The organism is Azorhizobium caulinodans ORS 571 (assembly GCF_000010525.1).
In the GTDB taxonomy this organism is placed as follows: Bacteria; Pseudomonadota; Alphaproteobacteria; order Rhizobiales; family Xanthobacteraceae; genus Azorhizobium; species Azorhizobium caulinodans.
The window spans coordinates 1,541,443-1,558,147 of sequence record NC_009937.1; the positions used below are offsets into that span (position 1 = coordinate 1,541,443).

A 16,705-nucleotide genomic window follows, 5' to 3' on the forward strand; every position below is an offset into this window, starting at 1 on the left:
GGTAGCAACGGCGAGCTGTCGTTCCGCGTTCAGATCGAGGAGGCACTTCGCACCGGATGCGCCGGACCGATCCGGCTGCAACGGGCTCTTCGCCGGAAAGCGGGCGCCAATGGACGGCAGGGCGCGCCGCGGCAGCAGAAAACCGCGCGCTCAATGCGGCGACCGGCGCTCGGTAAAGCTGGTCTGACGCTCAGCTGCATGAGGAGCAGATCGGCTTCACCTATCCTGCCAGCCACGCGTCAACGGTCCTCTCTGTCCGATGCCAATAGTGCTGCGGCAGAGACGAGACGAACATCATATTCATGTATGGTGCGGTGTGATCTTGGTTTCTCGCGAGCGGAGCGTTGGAAGACCGGAGCTGCCGGCTGCTCATCGTGCATACCCGTCACCAGCCTGTTCCCGCAGCGTGTTCGTCCGGCGCGCGCCGGAGTTGACACGCCCCGCGGCCTTGGAACATCCGTGGCCGAGCGTCTCAGGTCCCGGCGCTGAACCCCAGCCTCAATGATAGGGGCGCGGGCGACCGCCACCAACCCCGAAGCTGTAGACGGGAACGCAGGCGGAGCTGGGGCGTTGGGGGAGAGAGCATTCCGTTCGCGACCGCGGCTTGTCTTTGCATCCGCGCCGGACGGCAACGGGAACAGACATCTCGGTGGTCCGGCTGACACTCCATGCGTGGCCGGCTAAGGCGGCCTCGCGATCCCCGTCGCGTGCCGCCTCCTACTCCCCTGGCACTTCGGGCTATGGCCTGCCCCTTCTAGGGGTACCGGGGGAGCCCTTCGCCGGGACGTCAAGCACAGGCAGGATGATCATGTGCGGGATCTGCGGTGAGGTGAACAGGAACGGCTCGGTCCGGATGGCGCCGCTTGAGGCTATGTCGGATGCGCTGTCACCGCGGGGACCGGACGGTTTCGGCCTGCTTGCCCAGGGCGACGTGGCGCTGGCCCATCGCAGGCTCAGCATTCTCGATCTCAAGGCCACCTCCCAGCAGCCGATGGTGGACAGCCAACTGGGGCTCGCCATCGCTTTCAACGGCTGCATCTACAATTTTCGCGACCTCCGTCAGGACCTGAAAGCCAAGGGCTACACCTTCTTCTCCGAAGGCGACACCGAGGTGATCCTCAAGGCCTATCATGCTTGGGGCGCCGATTGCGTTCTGCGGCTGAAGGGCATGTTCGCCTTTGCCATTTGGGAGATGTGGACAGGGCGTGTCGTGCTGGCGCGGGACAGGCTGGGCATCAAGCCGCTCTATCTCGCGGACGTGGGCTCTTCCTTGCGCTTTGCCTCCACCTTGCCGGCCCTGCTGGCGGGCGGCGGGGTGGATACGGCCATCGATCCTGTCGGCCTTCACCATTACATGAGCTTTCACAGCGTAGTGCCGGCACCCCGGACCATCCTGCGAGGCGTGCGCAAGCTGCCCCCGGCGACGCTGCTGACGCTGGAACCCGACTGCCAACGCAGCGAGCGGCAATACTGGTCCGTCCGCATGGGAGGCGATACCGACACGGACGATATGGGCGAGGAGGAGTGGCGCGAGACGCTCATCCACTGCCTTCTGCGGGCCGTGGAGCGGCGGACGGTCTCAGACGTACCGGTGGGCGTCTTGCTCTCCGGCGGGCTCGACAGCTCTCTTCTCGTGGCCCTGCTGGCCCAACTGGGGCATGAGGACATCCGCACCTTTTCCGTCGGCTTCGAAGCCGTGGGCGGGCTGAAGGGCGACGAGTTCGAATATTCCGATCTCATGGCCCGCGCTTACGGCACAGACCACACCAAGATCGTGATCTCGCCGGAGCGCGTGCTCTCGGCGCTGCCGGGCGTCATCGGCGCCATGTCCGAGCCCATGATGAGCCACGATTGCGTGGGCTTCTATCTGCTGGCGGAGGAAGTGTCCCGGCATGTGAAGGTGGTGCAGAGCGGGCAGGGGGCGGACGAGACCTTCGCCGGTTATCACTGGCATGAGAAGATGCTCACCGCCGCCGATCCGCTGGATGATTACGCACGGCTCTATTTCGACCGGGATCATGCGGAGATGGCTCACGCCCTCTCTCCGGACATGATCTCGGGGGACCACAGCCGGATATTTGTAAAGGACTTCTTCGATCGCTGCGGCGAGACCTCGCCCATCAACAAGACCCTGCAGATCGACACGGAGATCATGCTGGTCGACGATCCCGTAAAACGCGTGGACAACATGACCATGGCCTTCGGCCTCGAGACCCGCGTCCCCTTCCTCGACCATGAAATGGTGGAACTGGCCACGCGCATCCCCTCGGAACTGAAGGTGAAATCGGGCGGCAAGCACATATTGAAGGAGGCTGCGCGCCGTATCCTGCCCCCTGAAGTGGTGGACCGGCCGAAGGGCTATTTCCCGGTGCCGGCGCTCAAATACATCCGCGGCCCCTATCTCGATTTCGCGCGGGACGTGCTGAACCAGCAGGCCGCGCGCGATCGCGGCATCTTCCGGCAGGACTATGTGGAGGGCCTGCTCGGAGACCCCGAAGGGAGCCTCACGCCAAAGGGGCATTCCAAGCTCTGGCAGGTCACCGTGCTGGAACACTGGCTCCAGACGCACGGGGTCTGAAGGGGGCTTCGCGTCGTGCAGCGCCCGCGCCACGCCTGAGAGATTTGGAAAGGAGGAGGCCCATGTGCCGGTGGATGGCCTATTCCGGTGAGCCGATTGCCCTTGATCGTTATGTGACCCGCTCCTCCCATTCGCTGGTGGTCCAGAGCCAGATGGCGCTGGAATCCACCATGGCCATGAATGGCGATGGTTTCGGCCTCGGCTGGTATGACGATCTGCCCGAGCCTGGCCTGTACCGCGAGATCCGCCCAGCTTGGTCGGACGACAATCTGCGCAGCCTCAGCCGGCATCTGAAATCGCGCCTGTTCTTTGCGCATGTACGGGCGGCCACGGGAACGCCGGTGACACGGCCCAACTGCCACCCTTTCGCCCATGGGCGCTGGCTCTTCATGCACAATGGCTATCTCGCCAACTGGACGTCCGTGCGCCGGGAGGTGGAAGCCCTCATCCCGGACGAGATTTATGGCGCGCGAGCTGGCTCGACCGATTCCGAAGCGCTGTTTCTCGCCCTCCTCGGGCAAGGACTGGCGGATGGGGCAGGAGAAAGCCCGATTGGGGCGGTGACGCGTCTTCTGGAGACGATCACCGCGCTGGCAGGCGGCGAGCCCTTCCTCTTCACTGCCGCGCTGTCGGACGGCGTCGACCTTCATGCCTTCCGCTATGGGGTGAACGCCCACGCGAATTCGCTCTATTACCGGGCGGCAAAAGACGGCGTCCTCATCGCCTCCGAGCCTCTGGACGATGACCGCGCCACCTGGCTCGAGGTGCCGCCCCAGTCCGCCCTCTCCGCCCGGTCCGGCCACGACGTTGAGGTGATGCCCCTTCCGCTGAGCCGCCGACCACATGAAGCCGCTCCGGCCCAGCATGACGGGGCCGGAAGGCCGCTCTCCGGCGTCAGGGTGTGAAGGCGTAAAGCGGACCCTTGATGTCAGGCTGCCCCGGCGGCGACATGCCCTGGATGAGGACGGACACGCGCCGTCCCATGAAGAAGGGAGCGCCCCAGACGAATTCCGACCGGCCACCATTGGCCGCGACCGCCGCTCCAGCCACGGCGCCGAGCTTGAGATCACGGATCGCCTCGAAATTTCCGACGCGGAAACGCACGTCGACCGGTGCTGCATTGCCGCCAGACACCGCCGCTTGCAGGGAGGTCTCCGGCGCCATGCAATAAGCCCAGTTCACGCGGGCGCATCGCGGCAACGCCGGATCGGTGAAAATATAGCTCTCCGTTCCGCTGTCGATGTAGCTGTCCGTGATGGTCTGACCCTTGTAGAGCGTTGTGAAGCGCCCGTCCGGCCGGAGCGGCAGCAGGTGGGCGCGTCCAAGCTGGTTGTTGCCGGCGGTTCCCACACCGAACGTCAAGGTGCCGTGTACCTCACGCGCGCCGGGGGCGGCGGGAGCGGGCAGATCGATGACGATGCCGTTGTTGTGTAGGGGAAGCCGCGTGACCGGATTGGGCAGCCGGTTTGCCGGGGGAACGGCACCGGTCAAAGGCAGGCAACCTCCGGAGCCACATTCGAAGAAGCGCGGATGGGGGGCTCCTGCACTCTGAATGCAGTCGCCGTGACAGTCACTGGGCGCTGAGCCGATGCCGAGAGTCCCGTTCGATGTGGGGTGAACGTTGGAGGTCTCGCAAGAGGCGGGCCGGGCAGGGGATGGCCCCTGCTCGATCACTTGGACCGGCAATCTCTCCGCCGTCAGGCCCCCAAAATGCACGTCCGCCGTCCGCAGCGGCCCCCAGGCGCTGCTGCTGACGAACCGCAGGCATTCGCCCATCGGCTGGCCCGACGGGCCGGCCAGGGCCGGCAGGCGCAAGTTGTCGGGCAGCGCGGCGGCCTGAAGACGCAGGCCTGTGGAACCCGTATCCACCATGATGTTGTCGATCGTCGCGCAGTGACGGGTGCCCGGCTCGCAGACGGTGACCTGCACCACCAGGCGGTTGTAGCCGGAAAGCGGCATGCGGACGCTGAGCGGTATGACGTTTTCCGCCGACGATCGGGACGGAGCCTGGGCTGAGGCGGCAGTCGGCGCGAACTGGGCGAGCAGGGCGAGCGCGCAGACCAATGGGCGGAAACGCAGCATGTGACGGAGTGTCCCTCGGCAGCGGCCATCAACGGCGCAGCGGTGGAAGATGGCCGACCCATTCCGGCTCGGGAAAAATCGCACGCAGTCGCGCCACCACAATAACAGGAGGCCTTGATGCAGAAAATCTTGATCTCAGTCCATAGTTCAAGATGAAAAGTACGATTATACCATCTGCCGGTACCCTTGATCGAGCAGTGCGGAAGAGGCGCCTCTAATAGAGCGTTTTGAATTATATGCTATGACCTCACGTGACTAACGGCCTTCTGCATTCCTGAGGGCATGGAACTCGCCTGTCGATGTGCCGGGTTAAGGCGACGCTCAAGATTGTCTTCGGGTTTGACACTGTCCGCCCGGATATCGCTCGCATGGTTGGGTCCGGCGGATCGTCAGGTTCTGGATCCGCTCGCCATGGCTCCGGGCGGATGGCGGGCCCGCGAGATCGAGGGACGTGCGATGCCTCGGTTGTGATCCTTCGGCTTCAGCGGCCCTCTCATGCCCCTTCATCGGCTCCCCGCGGCGTCCTATGGTGACGGCGGATGACCGTCGGCGGATCGGGCCGGCGTACACCCCATGTGCCCGCGCGGCGGGATGCATGCGGGTCGGGAGACAACGTCGAAATGCGTGATGGCGCAAAGAATCCTCTGCTGTCGGCTCTGTCCGTGGCGATGGTGGATCACGGGATCGAGGCGCGCACGACGCTCAAGATCGGCTTTCTCGCCCCACTCAGTGGCAGCCTCAGGGCCTGGTCGGAGCCCGGCCTGTTCGGCTGCATGATCTGGCGCGACCGGATCAACGCCATGGGCGGCGTGAAGATCGGCATGCGCCGGCACATGGTGGAGATCATCCCCTTCGACACGTGCTATGAGCCGGACCGCGTGCTGGAAGGCATCCGCACGCTCATCCACCAGCACAACGTGAAATTCATCCTCATGAACGGCGGCAACGACCTGACCGCCGAGGTGCGCGATGTCATCAGCGCCAGCCGCATGCTGGTGGCCTGCCTGCTGCCCAGCGATCTCTCCCCCGACGTGCCGACCCTGATCGCGCCCAGCGAGGTGCATCCCATCTACAACGTGACCGGGGTGGACTGGCTGAGCCGCAACGCGCCGCACCTCAAGACGGTGAGCCTGTGTGGCCAGAATGACCTGTTCGGCCTTCCCTCCGTCGCCACCTATCGCGCGGCCTTCGAGGTGGCGGGCATCGATATCGTGCGGGAGGAATTCTTTCCCGTGGATACGACGGATTTCGAGCCCATCGTCGCCCGCATGCTGGAGCCCAATCCCGACATTCTGTGCTGGGACACGGCCTATGAGCCCTTCGTGGACGCGCTGACGCGGGCCGCCTACCGACAGGGCTTCAACGGGCAACTCCTCTCCTGCACCTGCGACAATTACAGCCAGCTCATCCGCCAGACGAGCCCGGAATTCATGGAGGGCTTTGTTTTCCAGTTTCCCGATTTCGACGATCCGGCACTGGCGGACTCGCAGGTGAACTTCGAGAATGCCGACGCCTTCTACCGAGAATATTGCGAGCGTTTTCCCGGCTCGTGGAGTGCCGTGTCGTGGGAATATGCTTCGACCCTCGAGCTGTGGCGCATGGCGGTGCAGCGCGCCCGCTCGGCGGAGCCCTTCTCGGTCCTCGCCATGATGAAGTTCGGCGGTGTGGGCCACCACGCCTTTGGCGAGGCCATCTGGTGGGGGCACGAACTCTTCGGCATCGACAACGCCCTGGTGGGCGACTGGCCGGTGGTCCAGATCGAGGCGGGCAAGGCCCGCATTCAGGAGATGGTGTCCATTCATGACTGGCTGGAGCGCCACACCGATGTACTGGTGCGGCACCTGCGGGCCATGAACCTCATGTGGGACCAGCGCCATGCCCACGCCCTGCGCGGGCAGGAGGCCTTCGCTCAGGACGACGTATAGATCAGTTCTTCCTGCATGTTTGAGATGTAGAGCCGCATGCATTCCACCGCGCTCTCTATGTTGCGCCGCTCCAGCGCCGCATAGATGGAGCGCAGGCCCTGCTTGGCCTCCTTGATGCGTGCCGGCGTGAGCGATCGGGTCTTGTTGACATACCACTGCGGCTGCTGGCGGATGTCGTGCATGATCCGGTACATGGCGATCAGCAGGGCATTGTGCGTGCCCTCGCACAGAGTCATGAAGAACGCCCGCTCCAGATCCGCAAAACGCCCGGCCTCGGTGACGATCTCGTCCAGCTGCTGGAGCACCGCCCCGAGCGCCGTCTGGTCGCGGTAGGACATGTAGATGGCGGCGAGGCGCGCGATCTCCGGCTCGAAGATGGCGCGGGTGATGTTGATCTCGAAGGGCGAGACCACGTCGGCCAGCGGAGGCTCCTTTTCCGCGGGCTCTTCGTCCCGCGCTCCGGCCGCCACCGCGCCGCGCCAGATGACGAAGGTGCCGCTCCCTACGCGCTTGGACAGCATGTCGAAGCCTTCGAGGAAGGCCAGCACCTGGCGGACGGTGGCGCGCGACGTGCCGAGCTCCTCCGCGAGGTTTCGCTCAGCCGGGATGCGGGTGCCGTAGGGGTATTTCCCGCTCCGGATGCGGAGGAACAGGTCCTTCGCCAGGAGCTTCACCTCCTGCTTCACGAAAGGATGAGTCGCGTCATCCTCTTCCCACGGTGCCAGCGGCGCGTCCTTGTCCGTCACGTTTCGGTCTCCCTGAGAGCTGGAGTCCCAATAAGTTAGAGGGCGATTCAGCGAACAGATGGATCGCGCTCTAGGTGATGCGGTCGCCGGGTCGCACAAGGGCGTCCACGAGCGGTGCGAAGGCGCAGAAGCCCAAGCAGGCTTCAAGCTGTGCCGATAAGGTCACCGGCAGGCCGGTGCTGGCCCGGAAGGAGCGGATATGCTCGATCTGGGCGTTGAGAAGATTGTATGCCGCAGCGCGATCCAGGGGCTGGTCGCGGGCCATCCTCACCGCCCGCTCCAGAAAGATGGGCAGCGTATCGAGCGGCTGGTCATTCGCGTGCAAATGAACTGGTGAGGTTTCCAGCGCGGATGCGCGCGCCCGCGCATTGGTCTCGCTGAGCCAAAGGCCGAGGCCGGCGAGTGCAAGATGGCGGCGGCGCAAGAAGGCGGCGAAGGGTTCCGCGTGCTGGCTCGCGAGGCGCAGGTGAAACACGGAACTGCGGGCAGGCAAGGGGACATCCTCCAGCGTCACCCTGCGCAGGACTGCATTCCAGGCGGCCGATACATCGTGGAAGCCGGAAATGGAGACGGGATCAGTATCGGCAACCGCCAGATTGTTGAGCGTCACCGCATGAAAGGCGGTGACCGGCGCCCCCTCCGCGCTCAGACAGGCCGCCGCCCGCCGCCAGTGCGCCGCTGCGGCAGTCGTGTCCAGTTCCCGCCAGGCGAGAAAGCCGGCGAGGGTGGCGTCGAGCCAGATTTCGAGGTGGTCACCCAAGGGAAGACTGTCTCCACCATTCAGACCCAAATCTAACCAAAATAGACCAATGTGCAAAAGCCCCTGGGCAAGGGTTTCGCTGAGCCAAATTTAGGCAAATCTGCTCCTTCTTGCCGAAGAATCGTTCTTGAAGGGAAATTATTTTTATCTGAGAGTAATCGAGTGAGCCGCACCGAAGTGACGGCCCCAACCATAAACAACCAATAAAATAAAAACTGGTCCAGATTGGTTTTGCCAACCTTGAGGGGTCACCACATGACAATGGAAGCGACTGTGCCCATCGCGCTTGGGCAGACGAGTGAGCTGAAGCGCGCCATCGACTGGCGCGGGGCATTCTGGGTGGCGAGCGGCGTGCCGGCGCTGGTCCTTTTCTCCATCGGCGGCATCGCGGGCACCACCGGCAAGGTGGCGTTCCTCGTATGGTTCGTCTCCATGGTGATGGGCTTCATCCAGTCCTTCACCTATGCGGAAATCGCTGGCCTCTTCCCCAACAAGTCCGGCGGCGCCTCCGTCTATGGCGCGGCGGCCTGGGTGCGCTATTCCAAGCTGATCGCGCCCCTTTCGGTCTGGTGCAACTGGTTCGCCTGGTCGCCCGTGCTCTCGCTCGGCTGCTCCATCGCGGCGGCTTACATCCTGAACGTGCTGGCGCCCATTCCCGGCGCCGACAATCCCGAAGTGGCGAAATGGATCGCCGCCCATGCCGGTTCGGTGGCGGCGGATTCTCCCCGCGTCGCCGAATGGCTCGCGCTTAACGCCGGCAAGACGGCGCAGGATGCCGTCACCGCCCTCATCGCGCAGGATGGCATCGCTGCCTTTACGCCCGCGCTGCGGAGCTGGACGCTGTTCTCCCACAGTCTCGGCCCGGTCAGCTTCTCGCTGAACGCCACCTTCTGGATCGGCGCGGTGTTGATGCTCGTCACCTTCGCGATCCAGCACCGCGGCATCCTCGGCACCGCCAACGTGCAGAAATACATCGGTCTTCTGGTCATCATCCCGATGCTGATCGTAGGCATCGTCCCGATCATCACCGGCCAGATCAACTGGTCGAACTACACGCCGCTCGCGCCTTTGGCCGTAGCCTATGCGCCAGGCCTCGGGGAATGGAACATCGGCGGCTGGACGCTGGTTCTGGGCGGCCTCTTCATCGCGGCCTGGTCCACATACGGCTTCGAAACCGCCATCTGCTACACCAGCGAGTTCCGGGATCCGAAGACGGACACTTTCAAGGCCATCTTCTATTCCGGCCTGCTGTGCCTGCTGCTTTATACGCTCGTGCCCTTCACCTTCCAGGGTGTGCTCGGCATCGACGGGATGCTTGATCCCACCGTGGTCGATGGCTCGGGTGTTGCGGCGGCCATGGCCGGAATGGTGGGCGGCGGCGGTTTCGTCACCAGCATTCTCATCCTGCTGATGATCCTGGCGCTCATGCTCTCCATCATGACGGCGATGGCAGGCTCCTCGCGCACCCTTTATCAGGGTTCGGTGGATGGCTGGTTGCCGCGCTACCTCAGCCATGTGAACGAGCACGGCGCGCCGACGCGGGCCATGTGGACGGATCTTGTCGTCAACCTGTTCGCGCTCGCTATCGCGGCGGCCGACGCCACCAGCTTCTTCTTCCTGCTGGCGGTTTCCAATGTGGGCTACATCATCTTCAACTTCCTGAACCTCAATGCGGGCTGGATTCACCGAATCGACAATGCCCACGTGAAGCGGCCGTGGAAGGCGCCCAATATTCTCATCGCGCTGGGCACGCTCTTCGCCTTCGTCAATGCCGCCTTCATGGGGGCTGGTGCGAAGGTGTGGAACCCCTCAGCACTGACGGCCGGCTTCATCACGGCGGCCCTCATCATCCCCGTCTTCGTCTATCGCCACTACATCCAGGACAAGGGCGTCTTTCCGGACCACATGCTGGAAGACCTGCAACTGACCGAGAAGGAGATGACGGTGCGCAAGGCCGGGATCTGGCCCTACGTGACCCTCATTGCCGGTGTTGCCGTGGTGCTCATCGCCAACCGCATCTTCGTCCTGCCCGGCTGACCGGGGCCTTGTGAACCGGCCGGAGGGACGAAGTTCTCTCCGGCCGACCTTCCAGAGCAGGGAATGTGTCCATGCTGTCGCCGAGCATCTTCAGCAGGCCGGTGTATCCGGGCCTGCATGGGGATCGGTTTGCCAAAACCAACCTCATTCTGGCAGAGGAAGAGGGGGCGCAGGCCATCCTCGATCTCGCCCGCCATCCCGATGTGACGTCGCCCTTCTTCGCCCGCGCCATCATCCTGTTCTGCCAGGGCCGCGCGGCCGATACGGTCCCGGCGCTGGAGGCACTGGCGCCCCAGGCGCTTTGGGTGCTGCCCACCATCGAGACCACCCTGTTCCGCCTGCGCGGCGTGCTCCAGACGGCCACCATGGGTACGCGGCTCTATGTGACAGGCACGGAGCCCTTCATCGGCCGCGTGGTGGCGGAGGCGGGAGCCTTCGGTGTAGATCCGCGCTCCGTCATCACCGAGCATCGCGGTTCGCTCCGGCGTCGGGTCCAGTGCGTGCATTGCAAGGGCATGATGGAGGAGGTGACGCACAGTCCTGTCTCCTGCGCACATTGCGGCCTTAGCCTGTTCGTCCGCGATCATTACTCGCGCCGTCTCGGCGCCTTTCAGGGCGTGTGCATCGATGCCGAAGTGCCCGGCGATCGCCCCGCTGTCGAGGAGCTCTATCCATGAGCGGCGCGCCCACCTTGTCCGTCCGCGTGGCGGAAACGGAACTGCTCACCCCCGACATCCGCCGCGTCCGCTTCGTCGCGACATCCGGCGCGCCGCTGCCGCTGTTCTCTGGCGGCGCCCATGTGGTGGTGAGCCTGCCGACGCCGCGCGGGGTCCTTCGCAATCCCTATTCCCTTACGAGTTGCCCAACCGACGGGTCGGGCTATGAGATCTGTGTGCAGAAATCGGCCACGTCGCGCGGCGGCTCGGCCTTCGTCCATGAAGGGCTCGCCGCCGGGGACGAACTCGAAATCTCCTGGCCCGTGAACCTCTTCGGCATGGACCGTCGGGCCCGCAAGCATCTCTTCATCGCCGGCGGCATCGGCATCACGCCTTTCCTCTCCATGATGCAGCAACTGGCCATGGAGGGCGGCACGTTCGAGCTGCATTATGCCATGCGCAGCCCGGACACCGGCGCCGCGCGGGAGATGGTGGCGGAGCGCTACGGTGCCCACCGGGTGCGCACCTATGTCAGCTCCCATGGCACGCGCATCCCGCTGCCCGATCTGCTGGACGGTCAACCGCTGGGCACGCACCTCTATGTTTGCGGACCCACACGCCTCATCGACGACGTGCTGCTTCAGGCCCGCGAGGCGGGATGGCCGGACGAGAACGTGCACAGCGAGCGCTTCGCCGCGCCGCCGCCCGGAAAACCCTTCCTGCTGGAACTCGCGCGCAGCGGCCAGCGCATCGAGGTCGGTTCGCACCAGAGCGTTCTGGAGGCCATGGAGGCGGCCGGCCTGTCCGCCCCCAATCTCTGCCGGGGTGGGGCGTGCGGCCAGTGCGAGACGGGCGTTCTCGCCTGTGATGGCGCGCTCGAACATCACGACCATTTCCTGTCTCCCGACGAGCGGGCGGGCGGGCGGAAATTCATGATCTGCATCTCGCGCATCGCCGGCGAGCGACTGGTGCTCGACCTCTGACTTCCAATCCGTGCCTGCCCCCGCGCGGGCGTTCGGGCCAGCCCGAGGAGTTTCCGATGACCATCGTGTTCAAGGACGAGAGCTTCCGGGGCGACTACCGCTTCGCCAACAGCCCCGAGGCCATCCTGCGCTTTCCCTTCCCGTTCAACGAAGATCGATACATGTATTCGGTGAACATTGAGCCGCATGTACCCGGCCCTAGAGGATCGGTCTATGAATTCCCCATAGATATCGACGAGCATTATGTCTCCGACATGCGCGACCGGGCGCTGACGCTGCGCGAAGACCCGTTGCGCTGCCAGTCCCTGCCGCACATGCTGACCGCCGAGTGGGATCTGCTCGAACTGCTCATGGTCTCGCTGTCGGAAAGCTATCCGGAGCTGTTCTCGCTGACGCGGGACGGGGACCGCTGGCACTGGATCAACAAGCCGCTTGGCGTCGAGCAGCGCTTCATCTTCGGTGACGTGGCCACCCTGCCGCAGCGGCCGATGGAATACATCACCCGGCAGGTGCAGGGCGATTTCTGTCTCCTGGATCAGCGCAATGGCGATCTGTTCGTCGATTCGGGCATGGTCACGTCGCAGGCCGACTGGTCGCTCGATTTCGACATCGGCATGAGTTTCAAGGAATGGCACGCGCCGGTGCCGCTGGCCCACGAGATGGGCATTTTCGAGCGGGCGCAGAAGTTCCTGCTTGCGTTGCCCATGGGCCGCCCGGTGCGGCGGCTCAACTGGACCATGACCATCAATCCGCGCCTCGACACGGCGCCGGAAACCTATCCGCTGTGGGGTGCCGACCGCACCACCGTGACGCCAGAGAATGTGGGCGACAAGGTGCATCTGCGGGTGGAGTTGCAGGCGCTGTGGCGGCTGCCACGCTCCAACGCCATCGTCTTCTCCATTCGCGGCTATCTCATCAAGCTGTCGGAGATCGCCACCGTGCCGAAATGGCGGCGGCGCCTGCATCGCGTGCTGAAGACCCTGCCGCCGGAAATCGCCGCCTATAAGGGCCTTACCCGCTACATCGACACCACCATCGGCTGGCTCGCCGAACGCGACGACGGCGCGCCGACATCCCCCGGCTTCGGCCCCGAATAGACCTTAGGGGCCGTCCGCGGCCCACCCGCACGAACCATTGCCCCAGCGCCGGACGGCTCCGTCCGGCGAACGGGAACCCATGCCTTCAATCAGGAAAGAGGGGAAACCACCATGTCCAAGCGCATTGCCATTCTGGGCGGCGGCCCCAGCGGTCTCGCTGTGCTCCGCGCCTTCGAGAGCGCCCGCCGGAAGGGAGCCGAGATTCCGGAGATCGTCTGCTACGAGAAGCAGAGCGACTGCGGCGGCATGTGGAACTACAACTGGCGCACGGGCCTCGATGAATTCGGCGAGCCAGTGCATGCCAGCATGTATCGCTATCTGTGGTCCAACGGGCCGAAGGAATGCCTGGAATTCGCCGATTATTCATTCGAGGAGCATTTCGGCCGTCCCATTCCCTCCTTCCCGCCGCGCGCGGTGCTGCATGATTACATCAAGGGCCGCATCGAGAAGAGCAATGTGCGCGGCTACATCAAGCTCAATCACGCGGTCCGCCACGTAACCTATGACGCGGGAACGGAGAAATTCCTCGTCACGGTGAAGGATCTGAAAGCCGACGTGCTGGAGACCTCCGCCTTCGATTATGTGGTCTGCGCCACCGGGCACTTCTCCACCCCCAACGTGCCCTATTTCGAGGGCGTGGAGGCCTTTCCGGGCCGCGTTCTGCATGCCCACGATTTCCGCTCGGCGGACGAGTTCGCGGGCAAGAACGTGCTGCTGATCGGGGCCAGCTATTCGTCCGAGGACATCGGCATCCAGTGCATGAAGTATGGCGCCAAATCGGTCACCTTCAGCTATCGCACCAAGGCGATGGGCTTCGACTGGCCGGAAGGCTTTTCCGAGGTGCCGCTGCTGGAGAAGGTTGTCGGCAAGATCGCCCACTTCAAGGACGGGACGCGCAAGGAGGTGGATGCCATCGTGCTCTGCACGGGCTATCTCCACCACTATCCCTTCCTCGATGACGATCTGCGCCTGAAGTCGCGCAACCGCCTCTATCCGGAAGGGCTCTACAAGGGCATCTTCTGGGTGCCCAACCCGCGCTTCATGTATGTCGGCGCGCAGGATCAGTTCTTCACCTTCAACATGTTCGACGCGCAGGCCTGGTACGCCCGCGACGTCGTCCTCGGCCGCATTCCGCTGCCCGATGCCGCCGCCATGGAGGCTGACATCAAGGGCTGGGTGGCCAAGGAAGAAGCGCTCGAAGACGCCTCGCAGATGATCGACTTTCAGACCGAATATGTGCGCGAACTGATCCTCGCCACCGACTATCCGCGCCTCGACGTCGATGAGGTGGCCCGCATGTTCAAGGAGTGGGAGCACCACAAGGTCGAGAACATCCTCACCTATCGCGACCGCAGCCACCGCTCGACCCTCACCGGCACGCTGGCGCCCAAGCACCATACGCCATGGATGCAGGCACTGGACGACAGCCTGGAAGCCTTCCTCGCCACCATGCCCAGCCAGGCCGCGGAATGAACAGCGCGGGTCTGTCCATAGCCCAAGCGGCGGCACCGGTCTTCATGGCCGGCGCTCCGCCCCGGAGCCGGCCCGCGCTGGCGCCGGGCGTGGAACGCTATGTGGTGGCAGGCGGTGGGGCGCAGGTCTTCACCCTTGAGCCGGGCGACCGTATCGAGATCGCCCAGCTGGAAGGCGGACAGCCGGTGGAACTGCTCGCCTTCGATACCGCCGGCCGGCCCGCCACTGAGGCTCTGGGGCTGGCCGGGCAGGGGCGGGCGGAGGGGCTGCTGCGCATCCTCGCCTCCGGCGCGCCGGACGCCGAGCGCGTGCGCTTCGGCCTGTTCCGTCGGCAGATCGACCCGGCGGCGGGCCATGCGGCCCGCCTGTTCGGGCCGGACGCGGTTGCGGGGCAGTCCGTGCTGCTGGTTGCCGAACGGATGCTCCACGTCATCGTGGCGGCGCCGGCGGAAGCCATGCTGGTGTGGGAGCAGAACCCGGCCACCGATCTCCTCGTCTTCCTCGCCCGCGCCGTGCTGCGCCGCGGGGCCGAGGCCCGCCTGCCGGATCCGCTGGCGGAACCGCGCCTTGATCTGCGGATCAATGTCGCCTCCGCCATCAGCTTTGAGGTCTTCGAGGGCGAGACGATCCAGATCATCGACATCGAGGGCCGACAATGCTCCGACTTCATCGCCTTCGGTCGCAAGGCTCTGGACAAGGGCCGCATACTCGGCCTCGACGCCACCACCACCCGCACCCTGAATGGGGCCGCCTATCCGCGGCCCGGCCTCTATTCCAAATTCTTCGATCAGGACCGCAATGCGCTGGTGGAAGTCGTGCAGGACACGGTGGGGCGGCACGATACGTTCAACCTCGCCTGCACCGCCCGCTATTATGAAGACATGGGCTATTTCGGGCATGTGAACTGTTCGGACAATTTCAATGGCGCCATGCGGGATTATGGCGTCGGGCAATACCGTGGCTGGCCGGCCATCAACTTCTTCTACAACACCAATGTCGCTGCCAATAACATCATCTGGTCCGACGAGCCCTGGTCCCGGCCGGGCGATTATGTGCTGCTGCGGGCGCTGAGCGATCTCGTCTGCGGCGCCTCCGCCTGCCCCTCTGACATCGATGCCTCCAACGGCTGGCAACTCTCCGAAATCCAGGTGCGCGTCTATCCCAAGGACGTGCCCTTCAAGCGTGCGATCGGCACCCGCATGACCCCCGACACACCGACCCGCTTCACCCGGGAGTCCGGGTTCCACCCGCGCACCTCGGAACTGACCCGCGCCTTCACGGACTATCGCGGCTTCTGGGTGCCCCAGCATTTCGCCTCGACTGGCGCCATCGCCGAATATTGGGCCTGCCGCGAGGCCGTGGTGCTCATGGACCTCTCGGCCCTGCGCAAGCTGGAGATCGTGGGGCCGGATGCTGAGACCTTCCTGCAAGGCCTCTTGCCCCGCGACATCCGCAAGCTTTCCGTCGGACAGATCTTCTACACGCCGCTCTGCTACGCGCACGGCGGCATGGTGGACGACGGCACGCTCTTCCGCCTCGGCGACAACAATTTCCGCTGGATCGGCGGGGATGATGCGAGCCTGCTCTGGATCGAGGAACAGGCCGCGAAATTCGGCGGCCGCGTGAGCCTCAAGACCGCGAGCGGCGAGATCCACAACGTGGCTCTCCAAGGCCCGCGCTCGCGCGAGACCTTGCGCAAGATCCTCTGGACGGCACCCGGCCGCCCGACGCTCGACGAACTCGGGCTCTTCCGCCTCACCATCGGACGCATCGGCGGCTATGACGGCATCCCCGTCCTGGTCTCCCGCACCGGCTATACGGGCGAGCTCGGCTACGAGGTCTTCTGCCATCCCAAGGATGCACCGCAGGTGTGGGATGCGCTGATGGAGGCGGGCGCGGAATTCGGCATCCGCCCCTTCGGCTTCGAGGCGCTGGACATGGTGCGCATCGAGGCGGGCCTCGTCTTCGGCGGGCATGATTTCGATAGCACCACGGATCCGTTCGAAGCGGGCATCGGCTTCACCGTGCCGACGAAAAAGGAAGAGGATTATATCGGCAAGGCCGCGCTCCAGCGCCGCCGGGAGCATCCCGCGCACAAGCTGGTGGGCCTTGAGGTGCAGGGAGGGGAAATCCCCGCACATGGCGATCCCCTCTTCATCGGCCGGGCGCAGGTCGGCCTCGTCACCAGCGCCACCCGCTCGCCGCTGCTGGCCCGAACCATCGCGCTCGCGCGCGTCGATGTCGCCCATGCGCTGCCCGGCTTGACGCTGGAGATCGGCCGCCTCGACGGCCACCAGAAGCGCCTCGCCGCAACCGTCGTGCCCTTCCCCTTCTACGACCCCGAAAAGAAGCGCGTGCGCGCCTGAGC

General features: G+C 64.7%; 12 protein-coding genes. 9 read left to right on the top strand and 3 right to left on the bottom strand.

The features are described 5' to 3' along the window. The first annotated feature begins 808 nt into the window (after positions 1–808). Together AZC_RS07025 and AZC_RS07030 are read left to right on the top strand one after the other, a co-directional pair. Entirely contained in the window at positions 809–2,578 is a 1,770-nt protein-coding gene (locus tag AZC_RS07025) for an N-acetylglutaminylglutamine amidotransferase (protein ID WP_012169893.1), read from the top strand. Positions 2,579–2,640: 62 nt separating this feature from the next. Then, positions 2,641–3,483 (top strand): class II glutamine amidotransferase, encoded by an 843-nt coding sequence (locus AZC_RS07030; RefSeq protein ID WP_012169894.1) that lies wholly within the window; start codon positions 2,641–2,643, stop codon positions 3,481–3,483. On the opposite strand, the gene AZC_RS07035 is transcribed toward AZC_RS07030, so the two are convergent. Beyond that, on the bottom strand, positions 3,473–4,660 hold the full coding sequence (locus AZC_RS07035) for a DUF3443 domain-containing protein (RefSeq protein ID WP_081433928.1): 1,188 nt from the start codon (positions 4,658–4,660) through the stop codon (positions 3,473–3,475). The genes AZC_RS07030 and AZC_RS07035 overlap by 11 nt on opposite strands. 620 nt (positions 4,661–5,280) lie before the next feature. Between AZC_RS07035 and AZC_RS07040 the strand changes: the two genes are divergently transcribed. Next, positions 5,281–6,585, top strand: a complete 1,305-nt coding sequence (locus tag AZC_RS07040) for an ABC transporter substrate-binding protein (RefSeq protein ID WP_043879026.1) — start codon at positions 5,281–5,283, stop codon at positions 6,583–6,585. Here the strand turns inward: AZC_RS07040 and AZC_RS07045 are convergent. Next, a complete protein-coding gene (locus AZC_RS07045) occupies positions 6,570–7,331 on the bottom strand; it encodes a FadR/GntR family transcriptional regulator (RefSeq protein ID WP_012169897.1) in 762 nt (253 codons plus the stop codon). The two genes, AZC_RS07040 and AZC_RS07045, sit on opposite strands and share 16 nt — an antisense overlap. A gap of 70 nt (positions 7,332–7,401) precedes the next feature. Continuing rightward, positions 7,402–8,091 (bottom strand): hypothetical protein, encoded by a 690-nt coding sequence (locus AZC_RS07050; RefSeq protein WP_043879027.1) that lies wholly within the window; start codon positions 8,089–8,091, stop codon positions 7,402–7,404. 255 nt (positions 8,092–8,346) lie between these two features. Here AZC_RS07050 and AZC_RS07055 point away from each other — a divergent pair, with 255 nt between their 5' ends. The 6 genes from AZC_RS07055 to AZC_RS07080 all read left to right on the top strand — a co-directional run bounded on the left by AZC_RS07055 (position 8,347) and on the right by AZC_RS07080 (position 16,703). Beyond that, entirely contained in the window at positions 8,347–10,128 is a 1,782-nt protein-coding gene (locus AZC_RS07055) for an APC family permease (protein WP_012169898.1), read from the top strand. 71 nt (positions 10,129–10,199) lie between these two features. Beyond that, on the top strand, positions 10,200–10,805 hold the full coding sequence (locus AZC_RS07060) for a dimethylamine monooxygenase subunit DmmA family protein (protein ID WP_043879028.1): 606 nt from the start codon (positions 10,200–10,202) through the stop codon (positions 10,803–10,805). Then, a complete protein-coding gene (locus AZC_RS07065; protein ID WP_043879029.1) occupies positions 10,802–11,767 on the top strand; it encodes a PDR/VanB family oxidoreductase in 966 nt (321 codons plus the stop codon). Before AZC_RS07060 ends, AZC_RS07065 begins: the two co-directional genes overlap by 4 nt. Before the next feature lie 56 nt (positions 11,768–11,823). After that, the gene (locus AZC_RS07070; RefSeq protein WP_012169901.1) at positions 11,824–12,864 is read left to right on the top strand and encodes a heme-dependent oxidative N-demethylase family protein; all 1,041 of its coding nucleotides are present in this window, start codon (positions 11,824–11,826) and stop codon (positions 12,862–12,864) included. A gap of 111 nt (positions 12,865–12,975) precedes the next feature. Next, positions 12,976–14,337 carry an NAD(P)-binding domain-containing protein gene (locus AZC_RS07075; RefSeq protein WP_012169902.1) on the top strand — a complete coding sequence of 454 codons (1,362 nt, stop codon included), beginning with the start codon at positions 12,976–12,978 and terminating at the stop codon, positions 14,335–14,337. Beyond that, positions 14,334–16,703, top strand: coding sequence for a DUF1989 domain-containing protein (locus AZC_RS07080; protein ID WP_012169903.1), 2,370 nt, complete (start codon positions 14,334–14,336; stop codon positions 16,701–16,703). The genes AZC_RS07075 and AZC_RS07080 overlap by 4 nt, the downstream gene beginning before the upstream one ends. Positions 16,704–16,705: the final 2 nt, after the last annotated feature.